The sequence below is a fragment of the Micromonospora sp. NPDC049114 genome (assembly GCF_040648635.1).
Taxonomy (GTDB): Bacteria; Actinomycetota; Actinomycetes; order Mycobacteriales; family Micromonosporaceae; genus Micromonospora.
Genome location: NZ_JBEZEA010000016.1, coordinates 77,930 through 103,482, shown reverse-complemented (window position 1 = coordinate 103,482; position 25,553 = coordinate 77,930). Strand labels below are relative to the sequence as shown.

20 protein-coding genes and 1 pseudogene are annotated in these 25,553 nt (G+C 73.8%); 7 read left to right on the top strand and 14 right to left on the bottom strand.

Annotation, left to right across the window (positions count from 1 at the left end):
* Nucleotides 1-113 precede the first annotated feature (113 nt).
* Nucleotides 114-1,649: a glutamate synthase subunit beta gene (locus AB0B39_RS29840; protein WP_357575967.1), complete on the bottom strand. Its 1,536-nt coding sequence runs from the start codon at nucleotides 1,647-1,649 to the stop codon at nucleotides 114-116.
* On the bottom strand, nucleotides 1,642-6,345 hold the full coding sequence (gltB, locus tag AB0B39_RS29835) for a glutamate synthase large subunit (protein ID WP_357575966.1): 4,704 nt from the start codon (nucleotides 6,343-6,345) through the stop codon (nucleotides 1,642-1,644). Before gltB ends, AB0B39_RS29840 begins: the two co-directional genes overlap by 8 nt.
* Before the next feature lie 153 nt (nucleotides 6,346-6,498).
* On the opposite strand from gltB, the gene AB0B39_RS29830 reads away from it, so the two are divergent.
* Nucleotides 6,499-7,335 (top strand): GNAT family N-acetyltransferase, encoded by an 837-nt coding sequence (locus tag AB0B39_RS29830; RefSeq protein WP_357498845.1) that lies wholly within the window; start codon nucleotides 6,499-6,501, stop codon nucleotides 7,333-7,335.
* A gap of 31 nt (nucleotides 7,336-7,366) precedes the next feature.
* Here the strand turns inward: AB0B39_RS29830 and AB0B39_RS29825 are convergent, their stop codons facing one another.
* Nucleotides 7,367-8,554 (bottom strand): FAD-dependent monooxygenase, encoded by a 1,188-nt coding sequence (locus AB0B39_RS29825; RefSeq protein WP_234587996.1) that lies wholly within the window; start codon nucleotides 8,552-8,554, stop codon nucleotides 7,367-7,369.
* Nucleotides 8,555-8,569: 15 nt separating this feature from the next.
* Nucleotides 8,570-9,760 (bottom strand): prolipoprotein diacylglyceryl transferase, encoded by a 1,191-nt coding sequence (gene lgt / locus AB0B39_RS29820; protein WP_357498768.1) that lies wholly within the window; start codon nucleotides 9,758-9,760, stop codon nucleotides 8,570-8,572.
* Nucleotides 9,761-9,861: 101 nt separating this feature from the next.
* On the opposite strand from lgt, the gene AB0B39_RS29815 reads away from it, so the two are divergent.
* A complete protein-coding gene (locus AB0B39_RS29815) occupies nucleotides 9,862-10,383 on the top strand; it encodes an NUDIX domain-containing protein (protein WP_357498770.1) in 522 nt (173 codons plus the stop codon).
* Nucleotides 10,384-10,712: 329 nt separating this feature from the next.
* On the opposite strand, the gene trpA is transcribed toward AB0B39_RS29815, so the two are convergent.
* The 3 genes from trpA to trpC are packed head-to-tail and all read right to left on the bottom strand — an operon-like array spanning nucleotide 10,713 to nucleotide 13,597.
* Nucleotides 10,713-11,516 (bottom strand): tryptophan synthase subunit alpha, encoded by an 804-nt coding sequence (trpA, locus tag AB0B39_RS29810; protein ID WP_357575965.1) that lies wholly within the window; start codon nucleotides 11,514-11,516, stop codon nucleotides 10,713-10,715.
* Between the two features lies 1 nt (nucleotide 11,517).
* Nucleotides 11,518-12,756, bottom strand: a complete 1,239-nt coding sequence (gene trpB, locus AB0B39_RS29805) for a tryptophan synthase subunit beta (RefSeq protein WP_234588000.1) — start codon at nucleotides 12,754-12,756, stop codon at nucleotides 11,518-11,520.
* 37 nt (nucleotides 12,757-12,793) lie between these two features.
* Entirely contained in the window at nucleotides 12,794-13,597 is an 804-nt protein-coding gene (gene trpC, locus AB0B39_RS29800; RefSeq protein WP_039906616.1) for an indole-3-glycerol phosphate synthase TrpC, read from the bottom strand.
* A 486-nt stretch (nucleotides 13,598-14,083) separates the two neighbouring features.
* Here trpC and AB0B39_RS29795 point away from each other — a divergent pair, with 486 nt between their 5' ends.
* On the top strand, nucleotides 14,084-14,353 hold the full coding sequence (locus tag AB0B39_RS29795; protein ID WP_234588001.1) for a hypothetical protein: 270 nt from the start codon (nucleotides 14,084-14,086) through the stop codon (nucleotides 14,351-14,353).
* On the opposite strand, the gene AB0B39_RS29790 is transcribed toward AB0B39_RS29795, so the two are convergent.
* The 4 genes and pseudogenes from AB0B39_RS29790 to AB0B39_RS29775 form a co-directional block, all read right to left on the bottom strand.
* Nucleotides 14,354-14,944, bottom strand: a complete 591-nt coding sequence (locus AB0B39_RS29790; protein ID WP_357575964.1) for a Trp biosynthesis-associated membrane protein — start codon at nucleotides 14,942-14,944, stop codon at nucleotides 14,354-14,356.
* Nucleotides 14,941-16,494, bottom strand: coding sequence for an anthranilate synthase component I (locus tag AB0B39_RS29785; RefSeq protein ID WP_357498775.1), 1,554 nt, complete (start codon nucleotides 16,492-16,494; stop codon nucleotides 14,941-14,943). The genes AB0B39_RS29790 and AB0B39_RS29785 overlap by 4 nt, the downstream gene beginning before the upstream one ends.
* Entirely contained in the window at nucleotides 16,491-16,919 is a 429-nt protein-coding gene (gene hisI, locus AB0B39_RS29780) for a phosphoribosyl-AMP cyclohydrolase (RefSeq protein WP_234588054.1), read from the bottom strand. The genes AB0B39_RS29785 and hisI overlap by 4 nt, the downstream gene beginning before the upstream one ends.
* A gap of 180 nt (nucleotides 16,920-17,099) precedes the next feature.
* Nucleotides 17,100-17,423: pseudogene (locus tag AB0B39_RS29775) on the bottom strand (phosphoribosyl-AMP cyclohydrolase); the annotation flags it as partial.
* 555 nt (nucleotides 17,424-17,978) lie between these two features.
* On the opposite strand from AB0B39_RS29775, the gene AB0B39_RS29770 reads away from it, so the two are divergent.
* From AB0B39_RS29770 to AB0B39_RS29760, 3 genes are all read left to right on the top strand, one after another.
* Nucleotides 17,979-18,719 carry an ABC transporter ATP-binding protein gene (locus tag AB0B39_RS29770; RefSeq protein WP_357498777.1) on the top strand — a complete coding sequence of 247 codons (741 nt, stop codon included), beginning with the start codon at nucleotides 17,979-17,981 and terminating at the stop codon, nucleotides 18,717-18,719.
* A gap of 55 nt (nucleotides 18,720-18,774) precedes the next feature.
* Complete coding sequence (locus AB0B39_RS29765) at nucleotides 18,775-19,530, top strand: ABC transporter permease (RefSeq protein WP_357498779.1); 756 nt, start codon at nucleotides 18,775-18,777, stop codon at nucleotides 19,528-19,530.
* Nucleotides 19,531-19,614: 84 nt separating this feature from the next.
* Entirely contained in the window at nucleotides 19,615-20,211 is a 597-nt protein-coding gene (locus tag AB0B39_RS29760; protein WP_234588007.1) for a TetR family transcriptional regulator, read from the top strand.
* A gap of 37 nt (nucleotides 20,212-20,248) precedes the next feature.
* Here AB0B39_RS29760 and AB0B39_RS29755 read toward each other — a convergent pair whose 3' ends face one another.
* The 3 genes from AB0B39_RS29755 to AB0B39_RS29745 form a co-directional block, all read right to left on the bottom strand.
* Entirely contained in the window at nucleotides 20,249-20,998 is a 750-nt protein-coding gene (locus AB0B39_RS29755) for a DUF2470 domain-containing protein (RefSeq protein WP_357498781.1), read from the bottom strand.
* Between the two features lie 84 nt (nucleotides 20,999-21,082).
* Entirely contained in the window at nucleotides 21,083-22,858 is a 1,776-nt protein-coding gene (locus tag AB0B39_RS29750; protein WP_357575981.1) for an ABC transporter ATP-binding protein, read from the bottom strand.
* A gap of 8 nt (nucleotides 22,859-22,866) precedes the next feature.
* The gene (locus AB0B39_RS29745; protein ID WP_357575963.1) at nucleotides 22,867-24,750 is read right to left on the bottom strand and encodes an ABC transporter ATP-binding protein; all 1,884 of its coding nucleotides are present in this window, start codon (nucleotides 24,748-24,750) and stop codon (nucleotides 22,867-22,869) included.
* A 170-nt stretch (nucleotides 24,751-24,920) separates the two neighbouring features.
* Here AB0B39_RS29745 and AB0B39_RS29740 point away from each other — a divergent pair, with 170 nt between their 5' ends.
* Nucleotides 24,921-25,550 (top strand): TIGR03085 family metal-binding protein, encoded by a 630-nt coding sequence (locus tag AB0B39_RS29740; RefSeq protein ID WP_234588014.1) that lies wholly within the window; start codon nucleotides 24,921-24,923, stop codon nucleotides 25,548-25,550.
* Nucleotides 25,551-25,553 lie beyond the last annotated feature (3 nt).

The window sequence follows — 25,553 nt, the reverse complement described above, 5'->3', positions numbered from 1 at the left end:
TCTTTTTTTTTTTGGTTCCCTCTCCTCCCCTGTGTTGTGCTCCTTCTCGCCCCCCGCCGGCCGGCGGGGGGCGGCGCCCCCCCCCCCCCCCGGCCGGACGGCGCCGGAACTCCTCAGCGAACGGCGAGCGGCTGCGCGGCCGGACCGACCGGCGCCGGCAGCGCGCCGGCGCCACCCAGGTAACCGTGGATCGCGGCGGCCGCCGCGCGCCCCTCGGCGATGGCCCACACGATCAGCGAGGCGCCCCGGTGCATGTCACCGGCGACGAACACGCCGTCGACGGCGGTCTGCCAGTCGTCGCGGGCGTCGATCGCCCCCCGCGGGTTGCGGGTCACCCCGAACTGCTCCAGCAGCGGCTGCTGCTCCGTGCCCTCGAAACCGATCGCCAACAGCACCAGGTCCGCCGGCAGCTCCCGCTCGGAGCCCGGGACGACGGTGACCATCCGCCGGCCGTCGCGCTTCTCGACGGTCACCTCGGCGATCCGCACCGCGCGCACCTGACCGGTGCCGTCGTCCACGAACTCCTGCACGGCCACGGCGAAGACCCGCTCGCCACCCTCCTCGTGGGCCGGGTAGCTGCGCAGGACCCACGGCCACGTCGGCCACGGATCCCGAGCCTCGTCGCGCTCGCCCGGCGGCTGCGGGTACAGGTCGAGCTGGTGCACGCCGGCAGCGCCCTGCCGGTGGGCGACACCGAGGCAGTCGGCCGCCGTGTCACCGCCGCCGATGATCACCACGTGCTTGCCGGCCGCGTCGATCGGGGTGCCGTCCGGCAGCACCGCGCGGGCCGCCCGGCCCTCGCCGGTGACCGCCACGCCAGGCCCGCCGCCGGCCGCCGTGGCGACCGCGCGATTCGCCGCGACCAGGTGCGCCATCGCCTGGTGTACGCCCCGCAGCGCCCGGCCCGGGGTCTCCGGGGTGTCCCGGCCCTGCAAGGCCCCGCAGGTCAGCAGCACCGCGTCGTGCTCCGCGCGCAACTGCTCGGCGGTGACGTCGACGCCGACGTTCACACCGGTACGGAAGCGCACCCCCTCCGCCGCGAGCTGCGCCAACCGGGCGTCGATGTGCCGCTTCTCCAACTTGAAGTCGGGGATGCCGTACCGGAGCAGGCCGCCGATCGCGTCGTCGCGCTCGTACACCGTCACGGCGTGACCGGCGCGGGCCAGTTGCTGGGCGGCGGCCAGACCGGCGGGCCCGGAACCGACCACGGCGACCGACCGGCCCGACGGCGCCGGCACCGGGCGCGGGGTGAACCCGCGCGCCGCTGCCGCGTCGGCGATCTCCACCTCGACCTGCTTGATGGTGACCGGCTGGCCGCCGGCGATACCCAGCACGCAGGCCGCCTCACAGGGCGCCGGGCAGAGCCGGCCGGTGAACTCCGGGAAGTTGTTGGTGGCGTGCAACGACTCCACCGCGGCGTCCCAGTTGCCGGTGCGGACCAGGTCGTTCCAGTCCGGGATGCGATTGCCCAGCGGGCAGCCGTCGTGGCAGAACGGGATGCCGCAGTCCATGCACCGCGTGGCCTGCTCGCGGATGAGCTCCTCGCCGGCCGGCGGGTACACCTCCCGCCAGTCACTGATCCGCACCGGCACCGGGCGGCGGGCCGGCAGCCGCCGGTCGTAGCGCAGGAAACCGTTCGGGTCAGGCACGTGCCACCTCCTGGGCAGCCACCCGCGGGGCGGGCGGCACCGGCGCGATGGGCGCGCTGAGCGCGCCCATCACCGCGTCGTCGACGTCGCGGCCGGCTGCTTCGGCGGCCCGCATGATCTCCAGCACCCGGCGGTAGTCGCGGGGTACCACTGCGGTGAACTCGGACACCGCTTCCGGCCAGCGCTTGAGCAGGTCCTCGGCGACCGCCGACCCGGTCTCGGCCACGTGTCGCTGCACCAGCTCGTGCAGCAGCGCCTGCTCCTGCTCGCCCAGCGGCGCGAGGTCGACCAGTTCCGTGTTGACCCGGGCACGGTCCAACAGGTGCACGAACGCCGTCCCGCCGGACATGCCGGCGGCGAAGTTGCGGCCGGTCGCGCCGAGCACCACCACCGTGCCGCCGGTCATGTACTCGCAGCCGTGGTCGCCGACGCCCTCGACGACGGCGACCGCGCCGGAGTTGCGGACCGCGAACCGCTCCCCCACCCGGCCGCGCAGGAAGACCTCGCCCGCCGTGGCGCCGTACAGGATGGTGTTGCCGGCGATGATCTGATCCTCCGCACGCTGCCCCGGCTCGGCATCGGGGTCGAGGAACGGCGCGGCGGCGTCCGGACGGACGATGAGCCGGCCCCCGGAGAGGCCCTTGCCCACGTAGTCGTTGGCGTCGCCGTGCAGACGCAGGGTCACCCCGCGCGGCAGGAACGCGCCGAACGACTGCCCGGCGGTGCCGTGCAGCACGAACTCGACGGTGTCGTCCGGAAGGCCGCCCCCGCCGAAGCGGCGGGTCACCTCGCCGCCGAGCATCGCGCCGACGCTGCGGTGCTCGTTGCGCACCGCGACCTCGACGCGGACCGGCGACCCCTCCGTCAAGGCCGGACGGGCCAGCGCGATCAGCTCGTTGTCGAGCGCCTGCTCCAGGCCGTGGTCCTGGGCGCGCACCCCGCGCCGGGCGGCGCCGGCGGGCAGTTCCGGCAGGTGCAGGACGGGTGCCAGATCGAGCCCGTGCGCCTTCCAGTGCGACACCGCCGGGGCCACGTCGAGCAGTTCGGTCTGCCCGATGGCCTCCTCGATGGACCTGAAGCCCAGCTCGGCCAGGTAGCCCCGGACCTCCTCGGCGAGGAACAGGAAGAAGTTCTCCACGAACTCCGGCGTGCCCGTGTACCGCTCACGCAGCACCGGGTTCTGGGTCGCGATGCCTACCGGGCAGGTGTCCAGGTGGCAGACCCGCATCATCACGCAGCCCGAGACGATCAGCGGTGCGGTCGCGAAGCCGAACTCCTCCGCGCCGAGCAGCGCCGCGATCAGCACGTCCCGGCCGGTCTTGAGCTGGCCGTCGACCTGCACGGTGACCCGGTCACGCAGCTTGTTGAGCAGCAGCGTCTGCTGCGCCTCGGCCAGCCCCAGCTCCCACGGGGTGCCGGCGTGCTTGAGCGAGTTCATCGGGGACGCGCCCGTGCCGCCGTCGTGGCCGGAGATCAGGATGACGTCGGCCTTGAGCTTGGCCACACCGGCGGCGACGGTGCCCACACCCACCTCGCTGACCAGCTTGACGTGCACCCGGGCGGCCGGGTTGACGCACTTCAGGTCGTGCACGAGCTGGGCCAGGTCCTCGATGGAGTAGATGTCGTGGTGCGGCGGCGGCGAGATCAGGCCGACGCCGGGAGTGGCGTGCCGGGTCCGGGCGATCCACGGCCACACCTTGTTGCCGGGCAGCTGGCCGCCCTCGCCGGGCTTCGCGCCCTGGGCCATCTTGATCTGCAGGTCGTCGGCGTTGACCAGGTATTCGCTGGTGACACCGAACCGGCCGCTGGCGATCTGCTTGACCGAGGAGCGCCGCAGCGGGTCGTGCAGCCGATCGACGTCCTCGCCGCCCTCGCCGGTGTTGGACTTGCCGCCGAGGCGGTTCATCGCGATGGCCAGCGTCTCGTGCGCCTCGGCCGAGATCGAGCCGTACGACATGGCGCCGGTGGCGAAGCGCTTGACGATCTCGGTGGCCGGCTCGACCTCCTCGATCGGCACCGCCGGACGGACGCCGGTGCGCAGGGTGAACAGCCCACGCAGCGAGCCGGCCTGCGCGGCGAGCGCGTCGACCTTGGCCGTGTACTGACGGAAGACGTCGTACTGCCGGCTGCGGGTGGCGTGCTGGAGCAGGAAGACCGTCTCCGGGTTGAACAGGTGCAGCTCACCCTCGCGGCGCCACTGGTACTCGCCGCCGACCTCCAGCCGGTCGGAGCCGGCGGTGCCGGCCGGCGGCCAGGCCAGCGCGTGCCGGGCGGCCACCTCGGCGTGCACACCGGCCAGTCCGACGCCGCCGATCCGGCTCGGGGTGCCCCGGAAGTAGCGGTCGATCAGCCGGGTGTCCAGCCCGACCGCCTCGAAGACCTGCGCACCGCAGTACGACGAGACCGTCGAGATGCCCATCTTCGACATGATCTTCAGGACGCCCTTGCCGAGCGCCTTGGCGTAGTTGCGCACCGCGGCAGCGGGCTGCACGCCGGCCAGCGCACCCGTGGTGATCATGTCCTCCACGGACTCGAACGCCAGGTACGGGTTGACCGCCGCCGCGCCGTACCCGATCAGGACCGCCGCGTGGTGCACCTCCCGGCAGTCGCCGGACTCCACGATCAGCGCCGCCTGGGTGCGGGTCTGCTCCCGCACCAGGTGCTGGTGCACGGCGGCGGTGAGCAGCAGCGACGGGATCGGCGCGAGATCGGCGTTGGAGTCCCGGTCGGAGAGCACCAGGATGCGGACGCCGTCCTCGATGGCCTCGGAGACGTGCCGGCAGATCTCGGTCAGCCGGGCCTTGATCCCGGCGGCGCCCTCGCGGATGCGGTACAGCCCGGAGACCCGCACCGCCTTGAAGCCGGGCAGGTCGCCGTCCTCGTCGATCGAGAGGATCTTCGCCAGCTCGTCGTTGTCGATGATCGGATGCGGCAGCACGATCTGCCGGCAGCTCGCCGCGCCCGGGTCGAGCAGGTTGCCTTCCGGCCCGATCGTCGACGCCAGGCTGGTGACCAGCTCCTCGCGGATGGCGTCCAGCGGCGGGTTGGTGACCTGGGCGAAGAGCTGGTGGAAGTAGTCGTAGAGCAGCCGCGGGCGGGTGGACAGGGGTGAGATCGGGGTGTCCGTGCCCATCGAGCCCAGCGGCTCCGCGCCGGTACGCGCCATCGGCGCGAGCAGGACCTTCAGCTCCTCCTCGGTGTAGCCGAAGGTCTGCTGGCGGCGGCGCACCGAGTCGTGGGTGTAGACGGTGTGCTCACGCGGCGGCAGATCGTCCAGCTCGATCAGCCCGGCGTGCAGCCACTCGCCGTACGGCTGTGCGGCGGCCAACTCGGACTTGATCTCGTCGTCGTGCACGATCCGCCCGGCCACCGTGTCGACCAGGAACATCCGGCCCGGCTGGAGCCGCCCCTTCGCGACCACGTGGGCGGGGTCGAGGTCCAGCACGCCCGCCTCGGAGCCGAGCACCACGAGACCGTCGTCGGTCTGCCACCAGCGCCCCGGGCGCAGCCCGTTGCGGTCCAGCACCGCGCCGACGATCTCGCCGTCGGTGAAGGCCACCGACGCCGGACCGTCCCACGGCTCCATCAGGCTGGCGTGGAAGCGGTAGAACGCGCGCTTGGCCGGATCCATCCCGGGGTCGTTCTCCCAGGCCTCCGGGATCATCATGAGGACCGCGTGCGGCAGGCTCCGCCCGGCCAGGTGCAGCAGCTCCAGGACCTCGTCGAAGTTCGCCGAGTCGGAGGCGGCGGGAGTGCAGACCGGGAAGACGCGCCGGATGTTGCCCGGCACGTTCGGCGAACGCAGGAGAGCCTCGCGGGCCTGCATCCAGTTGCGGTTGCCCCGGATCGTGTTGATCTCGCCGTTGTGGGCGATGAACCGGTACGGGTGCGCCAGCGGCCAGGACGGGAAGGTGTTCGTGGAGAAGCGGGAGTGCACCAGCGCGATCGCGCTCTCCACCCGCTCGTCGCGCAGATCCGGATAGAACGCCGGCAGCTGGTCGGGCGTGAGCATGCCCTTGTAGACCATCGTGCGGCTGGACAGCGACGGGAAGTACGCCGGCACGCCCCGCTCGGCGGTCTCGCGCTCGGCCTGCTTGCGCAGGCAGAAGGCCACCCGGTCCAGGTCGATGCCGCTCAGGGCGGAACCGGCGGGCCCGGCGGGCGAGTCGGTGAGGCGGTGGGCGGCCACGAAGACCTGCCGCACCCGGGGCATGGCCGCCAGGGCGGTGTCGCCGAGCCCCTGCGGCTCGATCGGCACGTCCCGCCAACCGAGCACGTCGGCGCCCTCGACCAGCGCGTACTTCTCGACCACCCGGCGGGCACGGGCCTCGGCGGCGTCGTCGTCGGGCAGGAACACCAGGCCCGTGGCGTACTCGCCGGCCGGCGGCAGTGTGACATCGGCGACCGCCCGCAGGAACGCGTCCGGGACCTGGATCATGATGCCCGCGCCGTCACCGGTGTTGGGTTCCGCGCCGCGGGCGCCCCGGTGGTCCAGGCGGCAGAGCGCACCGAGCCCGTTGGCGACGACCGCGTGGGACCGTCGGCCGTGCATGTCCGCGACGAAGGCCACCCCGCAGGCGTCGTGCTCCTGCGCCGGGTCGTAGAGGCCCTGGGCGGGCGGATGGGGGCCGGGCGTCGGGGACGCCTGTGGGCTGTGGGGGTGCGGCTGTGTCGAATCCGCGTACGGCTGAGCCACCGGGCCTCCTGTCGTCACTCAGGTTGGATCATGGTGGGGACGACGTCGGCCCGTGGGTCTATTGAGTCTACGTTAGGGCTGGGGGCGCAAGGCCACTCAAGATTGATCACACCGTCCAGAGTCTGGGACGTGTAGTCTCGCGCGGTGGATTCGGTGCACAAGGACATCTTCGACCGGTTGGAGCGTTTCTACGACGCGGTGCCCCGCGACGTCGCCGGTGCCGAGGAACACGGCGGGTTGGTGCTGTTCGTCCGCGAGGGCGCCGGCTGGCCGTTCTACGCCCGGCCCCGGATCGGCGCCGCCGAGCCGCCGTCCCTGGCCGACGTGACATCGGTGCGGGAGCGCCAGCGGGAACTGGGCCTGCCGGAGGCCTTCGAGTGGGTGCACGAGACGACTCCGGAGCTGCTGGCGGTGGCCCGCTCGGCGGGGCTGAACGTGCTGGAGGCCCCGCTGATGGTCCTCGATGAGGCCGCGTTGGCCGACCCGGCGACGCTCTCCGACGTACCCGTGCGGGTGCTGGCCGCGGACTCGCCCGACTTCGCCGCCGACGTGGCCGCCCGGCGGGCGGTGGCGGCCGTGGCGTTCGGCGCCGCCGGCACCGAGCCCGGTGCGGCCGGCCCGGCCGAGCGCGACGCGGCGGTCACCGAGTTGGAGCTCGCCGCGCTGGACGAGGAGCGGGTCCGGATCGCCGACGGCCGGCGGATCTCCGCGCTGGCCGGCACGCCGACCGAGGGCGCGCTGGCCAGCGGCATGGCGATGCGCGTGGACGACGTCGCGGAGATCGCCGGGGTAGCCACCCTGCCGGCCGCCCGCCGTCGCGGCCTGGGCGCCGCCCTGACCGCCACCCTCGCCCGCGAACTGCTCGCTGCCGGCACCGGCCTCGTCTTCCTCTCCGCGGGCAGCGAGGAGATCGCACGGGTCTACCTGCGGGTCGGCTTCCGCCGCATCGGCACCGCCTGCATCGCCGAACCCGCCGCCCTGATCCCCTGAACCGCCCGGACTCCCGCAGCCACGCGGACGGTCAGGCCGGCGGACGCCACTGCGCCGCCGAGGCGGCGGCGCTGGAGAGCAGCCGCGAGTTGATGGTGCCGAGCGCCGCGTCGCGGGCGCGCAGCGCCAACCGGCCCCGGGTCTGGAGCACCGCCGACATGCGCCGGGTCTGGCGGACCACTGTCGCCGCCCGGGGCCGGCGCACCCGGTCGTACGTCTGCACGGCGTCGGGCAGGCGGGCCTCGCGCAGCAGCGAGGCGAGCGTCGCGGCGTCCTCGAACGCGAGGCAGGCGCCCTGGCCGAGGTGCGGCGGCATGGCGTGCGCCGCGTCACCGAGCAGTACCACCCCGCCCGGCCCGACTCCGAAGCCGTAGGCGCGGGGCAGCGGGCGCAGCTCACGGACCTCCTGCTGCACCAGGTCGCTCGGGTCGGTGGCGTCGAGCAGCGCGGCGATCGGCGCCGGCCAGCCGGCGTACCAGCGGCGCAGGAGGGCGAGCTGGGTCTCCGGCGGCTCGGGGCGGGGAGCGCCGGCGGCGGTGGCCACCCAGTAGATGCCACCCCGGCTGGAACCACCCGATGAGCCACGCTCGCCCAACGAGGCGGCCACGAACCGGTAGCCCGCGCCGAGGACCTCGCCGGCGATCGGCTGGTCGGCGGGCAGCCGAGGCGCCCGGTACCAGGGGATGACAGCCCGCCAGGCCGCACAGCCGGAGCTGACCACGCCGGACTCGGGGGCCAGTTGGCGACGGATGACGCTGTCCGTGCCGTCCGCTGCGACCACCAGGTCGGCCTCGATGGTGTGCCGTCCGTCGCTCACACCCGGGCGTTCGCCCGGCTCGACACGAACGTGCCGAACGGTCACCCCGGTACGCAGCTCGACCCGGTCACCGAGGCCGGCGATCAACGCGTCGTGCAGATCCTCCCGGTGCACCACCACCGGCATCCGGTCGGCCGGCGTCGGCCGGGGTTGCACCAGCCAGTGCCCGTCCGGGCGGCGGACCCCACCGTCGGGCAGCGGGGTCGCGATGGCGGCCAGGCCGGCGCCGAGACCGAGGGCCTGCAACGCGCGGACGCCGTTGGGCCAGAGCACCACGGCGGTCGGCTCGGGGCGGACCCGCTCGGCGCGGTCCAGCAGGGTGACCTGCCAACCGGACCGGGCCAGCGCCCCGGCGACCGCGAGGCCTCCGACCCCGGCGCCGACCACCACCGCGCTTCGCATCGGTGCCGCCCCCGCTCAGCTGTCCCGGTCGGCGGGGCGCACGCCGGAGACGTCGGCCCGGTCCTCGTCGCGCGCCTCGGGCGTGTCATCCACCGGCTCGTCGGCGCGGGCGCGGGCCGCCTCGTCGCCGGTCGCCTCGGCGTCGAGCGGCTCGGCGCCCTCGGGGCGTGCCTCGTCGTCCGCCTCCGGCGGCGCCACGCCGGTGTCCCGCCAGGTGTCGTACTGCTCCTCGCTGACCACCCGGTAACCCTCCGGGGCGGCGGCACGGGCGCTGGTCTGGCCCTCGGAGAGGTCGACCTGGGACACGTCGGAGGTGGTGGGCGGCGTGGGGGTGCCCGCCGGGCCGATCGGAATCAGGTACTCCCGGGGGCCGCGGACCCGCACGAAGTAGATCAACGCGCCGAGGAAGACCAGCGCGGCCGTCCAGACGTTGAGTCGTACGCCGAAGATCTGGTTCGCCTCGTCGGTGCGCATCAGCTCGATCCAGAACCGGCCGGCGGTGTAACCCATCACGTACAGCGCGAACGCCCGGCCCCGCCCGAGCCGCAACCGCCGGTCCAGGATGAGGACCAGCGCGACCACGCCGAGGTTCCACAGCGCCTCGTAGAGGAACGTCGGGTGGTAGAGGCCGGGTTCGAGGATCGGCTGCCCGGCGTCGTCCCGCAGCGAGTGCCCCGGGTTGTCCGGGTCCATCCGGTGGATCTCCAGGCCCCACGGCAGCGTCGTACGACCACCGAACAGCTCGTTGTTGAACCAGTTGCCGAGCCGCCCGACGGCCTGGGCCAGCGGCAGCCCGGGCGCGAGCGCGTCGGCCACCACGCTGAACGGGATGCCCAGCTGGCGGGCGGCGATCCACGCGCCGACCGCCCCACCGGCGACGGCGCCCCAGATGCCGAGACCACCCTCCCAGATGGCGAACGCCTTCAGCGGTTCACCACCGGCGCCGAAGTACTTCTCCGGAGAGGTGATCACGTGGTAGATCCGCGCGCCGATGATGCCCGCCGGCACCGCCCAGACGGCGATGTCGAGCACCGCGCCGGGCGCGACGCCGCGCTGACGCAGGCGACGTTCGGTCACCCAGCAGGCCAGCACGATGCCGGCGATGATGCACAGCGCGTACGCCCGGATCGGAACCGGCCCGAGCTGCCACACCGCGGTGCTGGGACTGGGCAGGGCCGCCTGGGGGGACAGCGAGGCGTTGGTCACGGGTGCACACGCTACCGCTGCGCACCCCCGCAGCGGCACCCCGGGCCGCCGCGCGCGGATCCCGATGACTTCTGGTTTGCGCCGCCGTACGCTCTTTGTCCATGGGCGTGCTCACCTGGGCGGTCGCCGCTGTCGTCACCGACGACGCCGGCCGGGTGCTGCTCTGCCGCCAGGGCCGGGGCCAGCGCCGGTACGCGTTGCCCGGCGGCCGGCTGCGCCCGGCGGAGAGCCCGGTGCGGGCGGCGCTGCGCGACATCCGCGCCGAGACGGGCTGGGAGATCGACCTGGTCGACCTGGTGGGCGTCTACCACCTCGACGGCCCGACGACGCACGCACGGGCCGGTCGGGCCGGGCCGCTGCCGGACATCCTGGTGCACGTGTTCCGCGCGCGTGTCACCGAGGGCCGGCCCAGCGCCGACCCGCCGCCGGGCTGCCGGCTGTCCTGGCACGCCCCCGACGCGCTGCCCGAGGCCGTCACCCCGCTGACCCGGGCTGCCGTCACCGACGGGCTCGCCGGCCGCTCCGGCGTCCTGCGCCGCGTCTCCCGCGATGAGCGGTCTGGGGCGGGTCAGCCGCCGGAGCAACGCGGCGAGCCGACAGCCGACCCGTCCCTTCTGCCCTGACCCGGCTCTCCCGCCGCACTCAGCCCGTCCGGACCAGCGGGGTCGCGAGGCGATGCTGCCAGCGCCTGGGGAGCACATCCGCGAAAAGGCCGTATACCTGTGAGTCATAAAAATGACTCACAGGTATACGGCTCTTCGGCGACAGCGCAGGCCCGGCGCTCATGCCGTCCGTTGCACCGGCCGGACGACGTCCACGTCCATGGCCCGAGCGACCGACGCGGGCGAGGCCGTGGCGATGGCAACTCGACGGTTCAGGACCCGACGGTTCAGGACCCGGCGGTTCGGGGACCCGGCGGTTCAGGGACCCGGCGGTTCAGGGACCCGGCGGTTCAGCGGGCGGGGTTGCGGACGCCCTCGGCGAGTTCGGCGCTGAGGGTGCGCAGCGCGGCCAGCCCCTCGGCCTCGGAGGAGGCGTCCAGCACACAACGGACGAGCGCGCTGCCGACGATCACCCCGTCGGCGTACCCGGCGACGGTGCTGGCCTGCGCGCCGGTGCCCACGCCCAGGCCGACACCGACCGGCAGGTCGGTGACCGCGCGGACCCGCGAGACCAACGTCGGAGCGGCGTCGGACGTCTGCGCCCGAGCGCCCGTCACCCCCATCACGGCGGTGGCGTAGACGAAGCCCCGGCAGTTGTCCACGGTCATCGCCACCCGGGCGTCGGTGGACGACGGCGACACCAGGAAGGTGCGGTCCAGGCCGTGCACGTCCGAGGCGGCCAGCCACTCGGCAGCCTCGTCGGGGATGAGGTCAGGTGTGATCAGGCCGGTGCCGCCGGCCGCGGCGAGGTCGCGGGCGAACACGTCCACGCCGTACCGCTCGATGGGGTTCCAGTAGGTCATCGTGACGACCGGCGCACCTGTCGCCGCGACCGCCTCGATGATGCGCAGCGCGTCGGCCGTACGGACGCCGCCGGCCAGCGCGATGTCGCTGGCCTTCTGGATGACCGGGCCGTCCATCACCGGGTCCGAGTACGGAATCTCGACCTCGATGACGTCGACGCCGGCCTCGACCATTGCCGTCATGGCCGCGATGCTGCCCTCGACGGTCGGGAACCCGGCCGGCATGCAGCCGACCAGCACGGCCCGCCCGTCGGCCCGGGCCTTGTCGAAGGCCACCCCGATGCGGCTCATCTCAGTGCTCCTTGTCGAGGATGCCGAAGTAGTCCCCGGCGGTGTGCACGTCCTTGTCGCCCCGGCCGGAGAGGTTGACCACGATGGTGGGCTCCCGGCCCAGCTCGGCGGCCAGCTTCGGAGCCAGCGTGACGGTGCCGGCGAGGGCGTGCGCGCTCTCGATCGCCGGGATGATCCCCTCGGTGCGGCAGAGCAGCTCGAACGCGGCCATCGCCTCGGCGTCGGTGACGGGCAGGTAGCTGGCCCGGCCGGTGTCGTGCAGCCAGGCGTGCTCGGGCCCGATACCCGGGTAGTCCAGGCCCGCGGAGATCGAGTGCGACTCCAGCGTCTGCCCGTCGGCGTCCTGCAGCACGTACGTGCGGGCGCCGTGCAGCACACCCGCCGACCCGCCGGTGATGCTCGCGGCGTGCCGAGTGGTGGCCACCCCTTCGCCGCCGGCCTCGAAGCCGTAGAGCCGCACGTCCTCGTCGGGAACGAACGCGTGGAAGATGCCCAGCGCGTTGGAGCCGCCGCCGACGCAGGCGGTGACGGCGTCCGGCAGCGCGCCGGTCAGGTCGAGGCACTGCTGGCGGGCCTCGTCGCCGATGCCCCGCACGAAGTCCCGGACCATCGCCGGGAACGGGTGCGGCCCGGCGGCGGTGCCGATCAGGTAGTGGGTCTCGTCGACGTTCGCCACCCAGTCGCGCATGGCCTCGTTCATCGCGTCCTTGAGGGTGCGCGAGCCGGTGGTCACCGGAACGACAGTGGCGCCGAGCATGCGCATCCGGGCCACGTTGAGCGCCTGCCGCTCGGTGTCGACCTCGCCCATGTAGACGACGCACTCCAGGTCGAACAGGGCGGCGGCGGTCGCGGTGGCGACGCCGTGCTGGCCCGCCCCGGTCTCGGCGATCACCCGGGTCTTGCCCATCCGCTTGGTGAGCAGCGCCTGGCCGAGCACGTTGCGGACCTTGTGGGCGCCGGTGTGGTTGAGGTCCTCACGCTTGAGCAGCACCCGCGCGCCGACCTTCGCGGAGAACCGCCGGGCCTCGTAGAGCAGCGACGGCGTGCCCGCGTAGTCGCGCAGCAGCGCCCCGAACTCGGCCCGGAAGGACTCGTCCGCGATCGCCGTACGCCACGCCCCGTCGAGCTCGTCCAGCGCAGCCACCAGGGCCTCGGGCACGAACCGGCCGCCGAAGCGGCCGAAGTGGCCGGCGGAGTCGGGCTGCGAGCCGGCCACCGGGGCCAGCGCATCGGCGCTCATCGGAAATCCTCTCGGTGGGGCGTCACACCGGCGCGGGTCAGCGCACCGGCCGGGGCGTCGCCGGGTGGTTGCCGGCGTTGACCAGTTCGGCCACCGCCTCGCGTGGGCTCTTCTGGGTGACCAGGCCCTCGCCGACGAGGACCGCGTCCGCGCCCGCGGAGGCGTACCGGATCAGGTCGTGCGGGCCGCGGACGCCGGACTCGGCGATCTTGACGACGCTGCTCGGCAGGCCCGGCGCGATCCGCTCGAACACCGACCGATCCACCTGAAGGGTACGCAGGTCACGGGCGTTGACCCCGATCACCTGGGCACCGGCCTCCAGGGCCCGGTCGGCCTCCTCCTCGTCGTGGACCTCGACGAGCGCGGTCATGCCCAGCGACTCGATCCGCTCCAGCAGGCCCATCAGCACGTTCTGCTCGAGGGCGGCCACGATCAGCAGGACCAGGTCGGCGCCGTGCGCGCGCGCCTCGTGCACCTGGTAGCTGGAGACCACGAAGTCCTTGCGCAGCACGGGCACGGTGACCGCGGCCCGCACGGCCGCCAGGTCATCGAGCGACCCGCCGAACCAGCGCCCCTCGGTCAGCACGCTGATCGCCCGCGCCCCGCCCGCCGCGTAGTCGACGGCGAGATCGGCCGGATCGGCGATCTCGGCCAGCCGGCCCTTCGACGGCGAGGAGCGCTTGACCTCGGCGATGACGGCCACGCCGGGCTTACGCAACGCCGCGTACGCGTCCAGCGGTGGCGGCGCCGCAGCGGCCAGCTCACGGATCCGTTCCAACGGAACCTGTTCCTGGCGTCGGGCGACGTCCTCGCGCACGCCAGCCAGGATCTCGTCGAGCACGCTTACGGACGCTGCCTGACCGGCGTCGTCCCCCTCCGCGTGCGCATGCTCAGCAGTCACCAACGGACTCCCCTCTCCGGGTGTCATGGGCCGATGCTAGGGGCAGCCGACCGACGCCGGGAGCCGGGGGTATGGCGCTGCTCACGAAAAGGGCTGCGGCATAATGGCCGACTTGCCGTGAACGGGATGTCACGCAGCGCCACCTCCGGTATCGACCGCCGTCACGCGACGGGAGCCCGGCGGCCCCGGTCGAACCGGGCCGACCCATCGATCATGCCACCGCTTCCGGTCCGCCGCCCGACGACAGCGACGCCGATCGATGCTGTGAGCAAGCTCAAGGCCGAACGGCCGGTCCCAGGTCGCGGGCACGGCGGGACAGTTGACCGGGCGGTCACCCCGGCGAAACGTCAGCCGGTCAGCATCGTCCTCAGGCAGACTCGATGACGCGCCTGCCCGACCGTCGCCAACTCCTCGTGCGGGGTGACCATGAGCATTGTCGAGTCGAACCCGAGCATCGGACTGACCACCATCTCCCGGACCGTGGCGTCCCTCGCCGTCGGCGTGGTGCACACCCTGGAGCGGGCCGTCGTCGGCGAGGGCCGGATGCGCACCGCGCGCGGCAACGCCTGGGAGGCGGTCTGCGCCGACCGGGCCCGCGCCGACCGACGCGCCGAACTGGACCGCCTGGTGGCCGAACTGACCGCCGCCCGCGCCGCCTCGGCCCGCCCGCAGCGCGAGCGCCAGCCGGTCGGCTGATCAGCCGGCCGTCGGGTCCTCACCCCGGTCCAACGCGTCCCACGCCTCGGTGGTCCGCCGCCCGGCCATCCGGCCCGGTTCGGCGACCGTCGTGGGCGCACTCTCCGTGACGGTCCGCGTCGGCCGCTCGTACCGGGCGCCCATCGTCGGCCACACGCCGCCCCGCAGCGCCGTCCACCCGCCGCCCACGGCGGCGAGCAGACCGCCGAGCAGGCACAGCGCCGGCCACTGCCGGCTCACCACGCCGTCGAGATCGGCCACCAGGCCGTAAGCGCCACCGGCGGCCACCGCCAGGCCCAGAACGCCCAGCAGCACTCCCAGCAGCCGCCGCACCCAGCCCCGGGTGGCCAGCACCGCGCCACCGCCGGCCAGCGTGACCAGCGCCAGCGCCGGCAACCACGGCAGCAGTGCCGCACCAGTGCGGGCCGCGCGCACCGGCGGCAGCGGCGCCGGCCGGGCGGTCACCTCGACCGACCAGCCCCGGGTCGCCGCCCACAGCGCCAGGGCCGCGCCCGCCAGGCAGAGCAGCACGGCGTACGTCAGCTGGCGCCGACCCCCCACGCCCCCGCCGGTCTCTCGCCGGTCGCTCATCGGGCTGGCCTCAGCGTCTCCGCCGCGGCGATCGCGGCCAGCACGGCGGCTGCCTTGTCGCGGGTCTCCTGCTCCTCGGCGGCCGGATCCGAATCGGCGACCACCCCCGCGCCGGCCTGCACGTAGGCGCGGCCGGCACGGATCAGCGCGGTCCGGATGGCGATCGCCATGTCCAGGTCACCGCCGAACCCGAAGTAGCCGACCGTGCCGCCGTAGAGACCGCGGCGCACCGGCTCCAACTCCTCGATGATCTCCATGGCCCGCACCTTGGGAGCGCCGGAGAGCGTCCCGGCCGGGAAGGTCGCGGCGAGCGCGTCGAACGCGGAACGGTCGTCACGCAGCGTGCCGGTCACTGTGGAGACGATGTGCATCACGTGGCTGTACCGCTCGATGGTCGCGAACTCGGGCACCTGGACGCTGCCGGGCTCGCAGACCCGGCCCAGATCGTTGCGGCCCAGGTCGACGAGCATCACGTGCTCGGAGCGCTCCTTGGGGTCGGCGAGCAGCTCGGCGGCGAGCCCGGCGTCCGCCGTCGCGGTGGCGCCGCGCGGCCGGGTGCCGGCGATCGGATGCAGCAGCGCCCGGCGCCGCCCGTCCGCACCGGCGGTGACCTTCAGGTGCGCCTCCGGCGACGAGCCGACGATGTCGAACCCGTCGAAGCGCAGCAGGTACATGTACGGGCTGGGGTTGCTGGTGCGCAGCACCCGGTAGACGTCCAGCGGATCGGCGTGCGTCGCCCGCTCGAAGCGCTGCGACAGCACGATCTGGAAGCACTCGCCGGCCCGGATCGCCTCCTTGGCGGCCTCCACCGCCTTGACGTAGCCACCCTCCGGCGTACGGCAGAGGACCTCGTCGGCAGGTGGACGCTCGACCGTGGAGATCATCGGTGGGATGGGCCGGGACAGCGCCGTGGTCATCGCGTCGAGGCGGCCCACCGCGTGGTGGTACGCGGCGGTGACCTGCGCGTCGCGGCCCGGGGTGTCCAGCGGCGGCAGCACCGCGTTGGCGACCAGGATCGCCGAGCCGTCGTAGTGGTCGAGCACCACCAGGTCGGTGGCGAGCATCATGCCCAGCTCGGGCACGCCCAGATCGTTCTCGGTCAGCTCGGGCAGCCGTTCGAAGCGGCGGACGAGGTCGTAGCCGAGGTAGCCGACCATGCCACCGGTCAGCGGGGGCAGACCGTCGGACGGGTCCCCGAGCGGGCCGGCGAGCGCCGCGACGGTGTCCCGCAGCACCCGCACCGGATCGCCGTCGGTGGGCAGCCCGGCGGGCGGCTGGCCGAGCCAGGTCGCCACCCCGTCCCGCTCGACGAGGGTGGCGCTGCTGCGCACGCCGATGAACGAGTACCGCGACCAGGCCATGCCCGCCGAGCCGACGCCCTGTTCGGCTGACTCGAGCAGGAACGTGCCGGGCCCGCCGGCGAGCTTGCGGTAGACACCCACCGGGGTTTCGGCGTCGGCCAGCAGGCGTCGGGTGACCGGCACGACGCGCCAGCGGGCGGCCACGTCGGTGAAGGTGGCCAGGTCGGGGCTCACTGCGCCGTCGGTCATGTGCCCGCCCCCGTCACCGGCAGCTCGGTGAAGAAGCAGGTCCGGTGCCCGGTGTGGCAGGCCGCGCCGACCTGGTCGACGCTCACCAGCAGCGCGTCGCCGTCGCAGTCCAGCGCTACCGAGCGCACGTACTGGTGGTGGCCGGAGGTGGCGCCCTTGACCCAGTACTCGCGGCGGCTGCGCGACCAGTAGGTGGCCCGGCCGGTGGTGAGGGTGCGGTGCAGCGCCTCGTCGTCCATCCAGGCGACCATCAGCACCTCGCCGGAGTCGTGGGCGCGCACCACGGCAGCGACCAGACCGTCGGCGGTGCGGCGCAGCCGGGCCGCGATGGCCGGATCGAGCTGGGACGGACGGACCGGCGCCGACGCCGACGGGCCGCTCGGATCGCTGGGAACGCCGGTCACCGGCGCGTCAGGTACGGGCACAGTTGCCCATTGTCCTGCACGCGGCGCGGGCACCGGCGACGACTCCCGCCGAGGGTTCGGCGGGTGACCCACGGGCCGGGCGAGCTGGGCCACGTAGCGGTCCAACCGGCCGTCGACGAGGGCGTCGGCCAGGTCGGCGCCGGCCGCGTCGGCGATCTCCCCGGCGTACGGGCGGATCAACGGCAGGATCCCGGCGACCAGCCGGACGGCGGCGGCCCAGAGCTGCCCGGTGCCGCCCGGACGCAGCCCGAGGCAGAGCAGCATGTCGTCCCGGTAGCCGGCGGGGGCGACCGGCAGCTCCAGGGCCGCCGCGAACGCCGCCCGTCGGGAGGACACCCGTACCGACGGGTTCGCCGGGCGCAGCACCGACGGGCAGAGCCGGGCGAGGTCCGCCACGGCGAGCCGGACCCCGGGGCGGTCGGCGGCCGCCCGGGCGGCGGCGGCCTTGCCGAGCATGGCGATCAGCTCCTCCAGCCGGGGCGGCTCGGCGGGCTGGCAGAGCACCGGCAGGTCGATCCGGGGCCGCCAGTGCGGGTCGGCCCAGAGCAGCCGGGCCGGCGCGGTGACCGGCAGCCCGAACGCCCAGTCGGCCGGCTCGCCGAGGCGGTGCACCCAGGAGCGGACGTCGCGGGCGGCCACCGAGACGTGGGTGACCCGGCCGGCGGTCTCGGCCAGGTACGCGCGGCGGGCGGCGTACGGGGAGCCGCCGACCAGCACGTCGAGGTCGACGTCGCTGTGCGCGGTGGCGGCCCGTCGGGCGTGACTGCCGCGCAGCAGGATGCCGACGACCGGCCGCTCAGCGGCGTCCCGCAACCGCGCGGCCCAGTCCTCGAGAAATCCGCTGTGCGGTAACGGAGCGTGACCCACGGCGCCATCGTGCCGTACGCCCGATCAGTACGCAATGCCCGTTGCCGGACCTGCTGTCCGGTCCGAAGCCTACTGCCCGTTGTGATGCTGGGCGCGACGGCGGGCGTCGTCTCGAACGCGGGCCGTTGCGCGGACGGAGTTATCTCATCTAGCGTTGAGTTCAACAGACGATGAGTTTTTCGGAGGTGCGTGATGGACGACGCGATAACCGTCCGCGACCTGGTGGTCGACCGGGGCGGGCGGCGGGTGCTGGACGGCATCAGCTGCGCCGTTCCGCGCGGCGCCGTCACCGGCCTGCTGGGCCCCAGCGGCAGCGGCAAGACCACGTTCATGCGCGCGGTGGTCGGCGTGCAGTTGGTCAGCGCGGGCACGGTCACCGTGCTGGGCCAGCCGGCGGGCACCCCGGCGTTGCGCGACCGGGTGGGCTACCTCACGCAGGCGCCGAGCGTCTACGCCGACCTGACCGTCCGGGAGAACGCCCGCTACTTCGCGGCCCTCTACGGCCGGGGTCGTGCCGAGGCCGACGAGGCGGTCAGTGCCGTCGGGCTGGCCGAGGCGGCCGGCCAGCTGGTCGCCACCCTCTCCGGTGGTCAGCGCAGCCGCGCCTCGCTGGCCTGCGCCCTGGTCGGCGACCCGGAGCTGGTCATCCTCGACGAACCCACAGTCGGTCAGGACCCGGTGCTGCGGGCCGACCTGTGGGCGCGGTTCCACGCCATGGCCGCCGCCGGCACCACCCTGCTGGTGTCCAGCCACGTGATGGACGAGGCGGCCCGCTGCGACCGGCTGCTGCTGATCCGCCAGGGTCGGCTGATCGCCGACGACAGCCCGGCCGCGATCCGCGCCGCCGCCGGCGTGGACGACCTCGACGAGGCGTTCCTGCGACTGATCAGGGCCGGCGCGGGGGACGCCCCGGCCGGACGGGAGGCATCGTGAGCGCGAGGAGTGAGCCGGGCCTGCGAGCCCCGCAGTCGCGAACCAGGGAGGCATCGTGAACCCGCGGATCCTGGCGGCCACCACCGGCCGCATCCTGCGTCAGCTCCGGCACGACAGGCGCACGATCGCGCTGCTCGTGCTGGTGCCGACCGTCCTGCTCACCCTGGTTTACTTCATGTACGTCGACCAGCCGACCCCGCCGGGGCAGCCCTCGACTTTCGACCGGATCGCGCTGGTGATGCTGGGCATCTTCCCCTTCGTGATCATGTTCCTGGTCACCAGCATCGCGATGCTGCGCGAACGCACCTCCGGCACCCTGGAACGGCTGCTCACCACCCCGCTGGGCAAGCTCGACCTGCTCTTCGGGTACGGCATCGCGTTCGGGCTGGCCGCCGCCGTGCAGGCCGCGGTCGCCGCCGGTGTCGCCTACTGGATCTTCGACCTGCGGACCGTCGGCAGCAGCGGTCTGGTGATCGGGATCGCGGTGCTCGACGCGGTGCTCGGCGTCGCCCTCGGCCTGCTGTGCAGCGCCTTCGCCCGCACCGAGTTCCAGGCAGTACAGTTTCTGCCGGTCGTGGTGATCCCCCAGCTCCTGCTCTGTGGGCTGTTCGTGGCCCGCGACCAGATGGCCGGCTGGCTCCAGGCGCTCAGTGACGCCTTCCCCCTGTCGTACGCCATCGAGGCCTTGCAGGAGGTCGGCGCCAACGCCGAGCCGACCGGCACGATGTGGCGGGACGTGGGCGTGGTGTTCGGCGCGGTGGTGCTGGCGCTGGTGCTCGCGGCGGCGACCCTGCGGCGGCGCACCGGCTGACCGGCCGGCGGCGACCCGCGCCCCGCGGGTTGCCGCCAGCCGTCGGGGCGACCGACGGCGTCAGCTGACGAACGAAGGGCGGCGATGACGCGGCGGACCGGCCGGCGACCCGGCAACCCGGACACCCGGGAGGCGATCCTCGATGCGGCGCGCGCGGCGTTCGCCGAGCGCGGCTTCGACGCCGCCTCGATCCGCGGCATCGCCGCCACCGCCGGGGTGGACCCGGCGCTGGTGCACCACTACTTCGGCAGCAAGGACCAGCTCTTCCTGGCCGCGATGAACTTCCCCGTCGACCCCGGCCAGATGGTGCCGAGGGTGCTCGCGGGCGACCGGGAGGGCGTCGGCGAGCGCCTGGTGCGGACGTTCCTGAGCATCTGGGACTCCCCGGCCGGCAGCGCCGGGGTGGCGCTGCTGCGCTCGGCGGTGAGCAACGAGTGGACCGCGCGGCTGCTGCGGGAGTTCATCACCACGCAGGTGCTGCGCCGGGTGCTCGACCAGCTCGATGTCGACCCGGCCGAACTGCCGCTGCGCGGCTCGCTGGTCGCCACCCAGCTGATCGGGTTGGCGATGATCCGGCACGTCGTACGCATGGAGCCGGTGGCGTCCGCCGACCCGGAAACCCTGGTCGCCGCCATCGGCCCCACCATCCAGCGGTACGTCACCGGAGAGCTGCCGACCTAGGACCCCCGGCCGGAAGCTCCGGGCGGGCTGGACCGGGTCAGCCCGGTGGGCGGGCGTCGGCCGGGCGACGCAGCGGCGGCAGGAGGCGGCTCAGCTCGTCGGGATCGGCCAAGGGGCACGGGAACGCCAGCCGGACGCGCCGCCGTGCGCCGGGGCGCCCGAGGGCCACCACCAAGCCGTACCTGTCGACGCGCACCACGCGCGGCGGTCCGTCCGGGGTCTGCCCGGTCAACCCGAGTTGCCGGCGCAGGTAGTCGGTCACCTGCTCGGCGTCGCGCTCGGCGAGATCGGCCAGCAGCAGCGCCTCGAACGGGTGCACCGGGTCCGGCTCGGCCTCGGCGTACTCCCCCGGGTCGATCCGGTGCACGACGCCGGCCCGCTCCCACCGCACCTCGGCCACCTCGAAGCGGAACAGCCGGAACCGGACGCCCACGTCGAGCAGGTCGCCAGTCGGCTCGACCGCGGCGAAGTCGAGCGCGGCGCGGCGTGCCTCCTCGTCGTGCAGTTCGGCGGCCCAGCCGGAGACCCAGGCCCGCCCGAGCCCGGGGGCGCCGGCGGCGGGTGGCAGGTCGAGGACGTCCAGGACCACTGCGACGTCGGCGCCTCCGGCCACCGGCTGCAACGCGGCGCCCAGGTGGCTGGCCACCGGCACCAGCAGCAGCACCCGGCCGTCGGGATCGGTCACGTGCCGGGCGTGGTGCGGGCCCGGCCGGCGGGCCAGGTGGACGAGACCGGGCAGCCGACCGGCGACGAGGGTACGAACGATCTCGGCGGGGCTGGGCCGCATGGCGCGACCTCCTTAAGAGGTTAGGCTTACCTAACCCGGAGCGTAGAGCACCCGTTCCACGGCGTCCAGCAGCCCGGCGCTTCGTTACCGGGTCTGCTCCAACCAGGAGGCGTACAGCAGGCCGTAGACCGAGTCGGCGTCGTGCACCAGCTCGTCGTGCGGGCCCCGCTGCACGATGCGACCCCGGTCCACCACGATCACTTCGTCGGCAGCCTGGGCGGTGGAGAGCCGGTGCGCGATGGCGAGCGTCGTACGACCCCGCGTGACGGCGTCCAGGGTGCGTTGCAGCCGCACCTCGGTCGCCGGATCCACCGCGCTTGTCGCCTCGTCCAGCACCAGCAGGTCCGGATCGGCCACGTACGCCCGGGCCAGCGCGACGAGCTGCCGCTCCCCGACGCTCAACGCCTCGCCACGCTCCCCGACGGGGGTGTCCAGGCCGGCGGGCAGACCGTCCAACCAGTCCGCCAGGCCCAACTCCGTGAACGCGGCGCCGAGCTGCTCGTCGGTCAGCTCCGGCCGGGCGAACCGGACATTGTCCCCCACGGTCGCGTCGAACAGGAACCCGTCCTGCGGCACCATCACCACCCGGGAACGCAGCGAGTCGAACCGCACCTGCGCCAGCGGCACCCCGGACAGCAGCACCGCTCCGGCCGACGGGTCCATCAGGCGGGTGAGCAGCTTCGCGAAGGTCGTCTTGCCGCTGCCCGTCTCGCCGACCACCGCCACCCGGCTCTTCGCCGGGATCTCCAGGTCGATGTCGTGCAGCACCGGCGGGCCACCCGGATAGGCGAACCGCACCCCGGCGAACCGGATGTCCAGCGGGCCGGCCGGCAGGTCCCGTCCCTGCTCCCCCGGGTCCGCCACGTCCGGGGCCACGTCGAGCACGTCCAGCACCCGCCGCCAGCCCGCGATGGCGTTCTGCGCCTCGTTGAGCACCTCGGTGGCGATCTGCACCGGCTGGATGAACAGCGTCACCAGGAACAGGAAGGCGGTCAGCTGGCCGATCGACAACGTGCCGTCCACCCCCAACGTCACCCCGAGCACCACCACGCCCGCCAGGGCCAGACCGGCCGCCAGTTCGCCCACCGAACTGCCCACGATGCTGATCCGGATCGCCCGCTGCTGCGCCAGGCGCTGGTTGTCGATGGCCTCGTCCAAGCGGCGCGCGGTACGCCCCGCGATGCCGTACGCCCGGATCACCGGCGCACCCACGACGCTCTCACCGATCGCGCCCAGCAGCGTGCCGGTGCGCTGACGCACCGTCGCGTACGCCGCGCCGAGGCGACGCTGCAACTGACGGATGACGAGCACCGCCGGCAGGAACGCCACAAGCACCACAAGGGTCAGCTGCCAGGAGTACGCCAGCATGACGGCAGTCGTCACCACCAGCTGACCCAGGTTGACCAGCAGGATCACCCCACCCCACTGGAGGAACTGGGTGATCTGGTCGACATCGCTCGTCACCCGCGAGACCAGCGACCCACGCCGCTCCGACTGCTGGTGCAGCATCGACAGGTCGTGCACGTGCCGGAACGCCCGCGTCCGGACGTTCGCCAACGCCGTCTCGCTGACCGTGAACAGCCGGCGCATCATCAGGTAGCCGCAGGCAGTGGTCACCACGAGGATCGCCGCGGTGACCGCCACCACCGTCCAGACCACGTCGAGATCCAGACCACCGACGATGCCACGGTCGATGCCCTGCTGCACCGCGACCGGAACGGCCACCCGGCCCACCATGTAGACCAGGGCCAGGCCCAGGGTGGCGGCCAGGCCGGTGCGCAGCTCCGGGGAGAGCGCCAGCCCCCGCCGCAGGGTCTGCCAGGTGGTCTCCGTCCGCGCGTCCCGCTCGTCGTTCGTCACCGTCGTACTCAATGGTCCACCTCGATCTCCAGGCCCGACGGCAGCTGCGCCACCTCGTCGTCGTACGCGCGCTCCTGCGCGCGGTCGACCTCCGCCTGCTCGTACGCGGTGACCAGGTCCACGTACCCGGGAACGGTGGCCAGCAGCTCGGTGTGTGTGCCCCGGGCGATCACCCGGCCCTGCTCGGTGTAGACGACCTCGTCGGCGAGGGCGATGGTCGCCCGGCGGTACGCCACCACCAGGATCGACGCGGCCGGCACTCCCGGCTCACCCGCCGACGCCCGCAGACCGGCGAGGATGGCCGCCTCCACGCGGGGGTCCACGGCGCTCGTCGCGTCGTCGAGCACCAGCAGGCGTGGCCGCCCGGCCAGCGCGCGGGCCAGCGTGAGCCGCTGCCGCTGGCCGCCGGAGAGCGAGGTGCCCCGCTCGCCGACCATCGTGTCCAGTCCCTCCGGCAGCGCGGCGACGAACCCGTCCGCCTCGGCCAGGCGCAGTGCCGCCCAGACGGCCTCGTCGTCGATGCCCGCCCGGTCCAGGGCGACGTTGGCCCGCACGGTGTCATCGAAGACGAACGGCACCTGCGCGACCAGCGCGACGGTGCCGGCCAGCGACGCGGCGGTCAGGTCGCGCACGTCCACGCCGTCCAGCTCGACGACGCCGGAGTCCGGGTCGACCAGGCGTACGGCAAGCGACGCGATGGTGGACTTCCCGGCGCCGGTCGGCCCGACCAGCGCGACAGTGCGGCCAGCCGGAACGGTGAAGCCGACCTCGCCGAGCACCTGCGCGCCGGGCTCGTGCGCCTCGGCCGGCGGGTAGGAGAAGTGCACGTCGGTGAACGTGAGCGTGGCCGGCCCCGGGGTGGCCGGGTCGAGCACCTTCTGCCCGTACGGCATCTCGCCGGTGGCGTCGAGCACCCGGCGCACGCGGTCCCAGCCGGCGACGCTGCGCGGCAGCTCGGCCAGCACCCAGCCGATGGCCCGCACCGGGAAGGCCAGCACGGTGAAGAGGAACGCGACGCTGACCAGCTCGGTGACGCTTATCGCGCCCTGGCGCAGGCGGAACGCCCCGACCACCAGCACCGCGAGGGTGCCGAGGCTGGGCAGCGTCTCCAGCAGCGGGTCGAAGACACCCCGCAGCCGGCCGACCGCGATCAACGCGTCGCGCAGCTCGCCGGCGCGACCGGCGAACCGGGCCGTCTCCTGCGCCTCGCGGCCCATCGTCTTGACCACCAACGCGCCGTCGAAGCTCTCGTGCGCGATGCCACTGACCTCGGCGCGCAACCGCTGCGCCCGGGCCTGCCGGGGCGCCATCCGGCGCGAGTAGACGACGTTGAGCGCGAACAGCGCGGGAAAGACCGCGAGGCCGACCAGGGCGAGGGCCCAGTCGGTGGCGAACAGCGAGACAATCGCGCCGACGAGCATCACCAGCGTGCCCACCGCGAAGGGCAGCGGCGCGATCGGATACCAGGCCGCCTCCACGTCGGAGTTGGCGTTGGACAGCAGCGTGCCGGTGGCGTTGCGGTGGTGCCACGACAGCGGCAGGTCCAGGTAGCGGCGGGTGACCCGGCGGCGGTAGGCGGCCTGGAGCCGGTACTGCATGTAACCGGCGCCGAGCCGGCGACCGAAGATGCCCACCACCCGCAGCACGCTGATCCCGAACAGGGCGACCGCGGCCAGCGCCAGGGTGCCGACGCCCACCTCGCCCCGCGCGATGGCCGGCACCACCACGTCACCGACCACCGCGCCCACCACATACGCGCTGACGATGACCATCGAGCCGAACAGCACACTGCCGATCACGGCAACCGCGAAGATCCGCGGCTGCTCCCGGATCGCCTGCCGCAGAACCCCCAGCCCCCTGCCGAGCACGTCCCGACTTGTCCTGCTCGCCACGCTCTCCCCCGCCGTAAGCCACAATTATCTCCCTCATCCTTACCGCTGCGAGCCGGCACCGCCGACCCGGACGGGATATGTCGACCGTCACGTACCGGACGTCCGGGCCCGGGGGTGCGATCGGCGGCTGCCGGCGCGCGGCGGCGGGTCCGCGGGCCTACGATCGGGCCATGTCCCGGTACGCCCGAGCCGAGCGCGAGGCGCTGGCCGATCTCTTCCTGGCCCTCGGGCCCGACGCGCCGACGATCAACGAGGGCTGGGCGACCCGCGACCTCGCCGCGCACCTCGTGTTGCGCGAGCGCCGTCCGGACGCGGCCGGCGGGATCCTGCTGCCGCCGCTGCGGGGGCACGCCGAACGGGTCCGCCGACGACTCGCGGCCGGGCCCTACCCCGAGCTGGTGGCGCAGGTGCGCCGGCCGCCGGTGTGGAGCCCGATCAGCAACCCGCTCACCGACGAGCTGGTCAACACGGTGGAGTTCTTCATCCACCACGAGGACGTGCGGCGGGCCGTCCCGGGGTGGCAGCCGCGCGACCTGTCCCACGGTCTGCAGGCCACCCTGTGGAAGCGGGTCGCCCCGCTCGCCCGGCTGTCGCTGCGCCGCTTCCCGGCGGACCTCTACGTGCAGGCGCCCGGTCACGGCGAGGTCTCCGTCGGTCGTGGTGGCGAGCGGCTGCGGTTGGTGGGCGCCCCGGCCGAGCTGACCCTGTTCCTCTCCGGGCGCCAGCGGGTGGCGCGGGTTCAACTGGACGGTTCGGCGACGTCCGCGCAACAGCTCCGCAACGCCAGCCTGGGCATGTGACTT

What these genes read in the sequence shown, in the direction of transcription:
- AB0B39_RS29825 (WP_234587996.1), bottom strand. Translation starts at nt 8,554, where the DNA reads ATGCGAAGCGCGGTGGTGGTCGGCGCCGGGGTCGGAGGCCTCGCGGTC.
- AB0B39_RS29815 (WP_357498770.1), top strand. Translation starts at nt 9,862, where the DNA reads ATGGGCGTGCTCACCTGGGCGGTCGCCGCTGTCGTCACCGACGACGCC.
- trpA (WP_357575965.1), bottom strand. Translation starts at nt 11,516, where the DNA reads ATGAGCCGCATCGGGGTGGCCTTCGACAAGGCCCGGGCCGACGGGCGG.
- trpB (WP_234588000.1), bottom strand. Translation starts at nt 12,756, where the DNA reads ATGAGCGCCGATGCGCTGGCCCCGGTGGCCGGCTCGCAGCCCGACTCC.
- AB0B39_RS29795 (WP_234588001.1), top strand. Translation starts at nt 14,084, where the DNA reads ATGAGCATTGTCGAGTCGAACCCGAGCATCGGACTGACCACCATCTCC.
- AB0B39_RS29790 (WP_357575964.1), bottom strand. Translation starts at nt 14,944, where the DNA reads ATGAGCGACCGGCGAGAGACCGGCGGGGGCGTGGGGGGTCGGCGCCAG.
- AB0B39_RS29785 (WP_357498775.1), bottom strand. Translation starts at nt 16,494, where the DNA reads ATGACCGACGGCGCAGTGAGCCCCGACCTGGCCACCTTCACCGACGTG.
- AB0B39_RS29770 (WP_357498777.1), top strand. Translation starts at nt 17,979, where the DNA reads ATGGACGACGCGATAACCGTCCGCGACCTGGTGGTCGACCGGGGCGGG.
- AB0B39_RS29760 (WP_234588007.1), top strand. Translation starts at nt 19,615, where the DNA reads ATGACGCGGCGGACCGGCCGGCGACCCGGCAACCCGGACACCCGGGAG.
- AB0B39_RS29755 (WP_357498781.1), bottom strand. Translation starts at nt 20,998, where the DNA reads ATGCGGCCCAGCCCCGCCGAGATCGTTCGTACCCTCGTCGCCGGTCGG.
- AB0B39_RS29740 (WP_234588014.1), top strand. Translation starts at nt 24,921, where the DNA reads ATGTCCCGGTACGCCCGAGCCGAGCGCGAGGCGCTGGCCGATCTCTTC.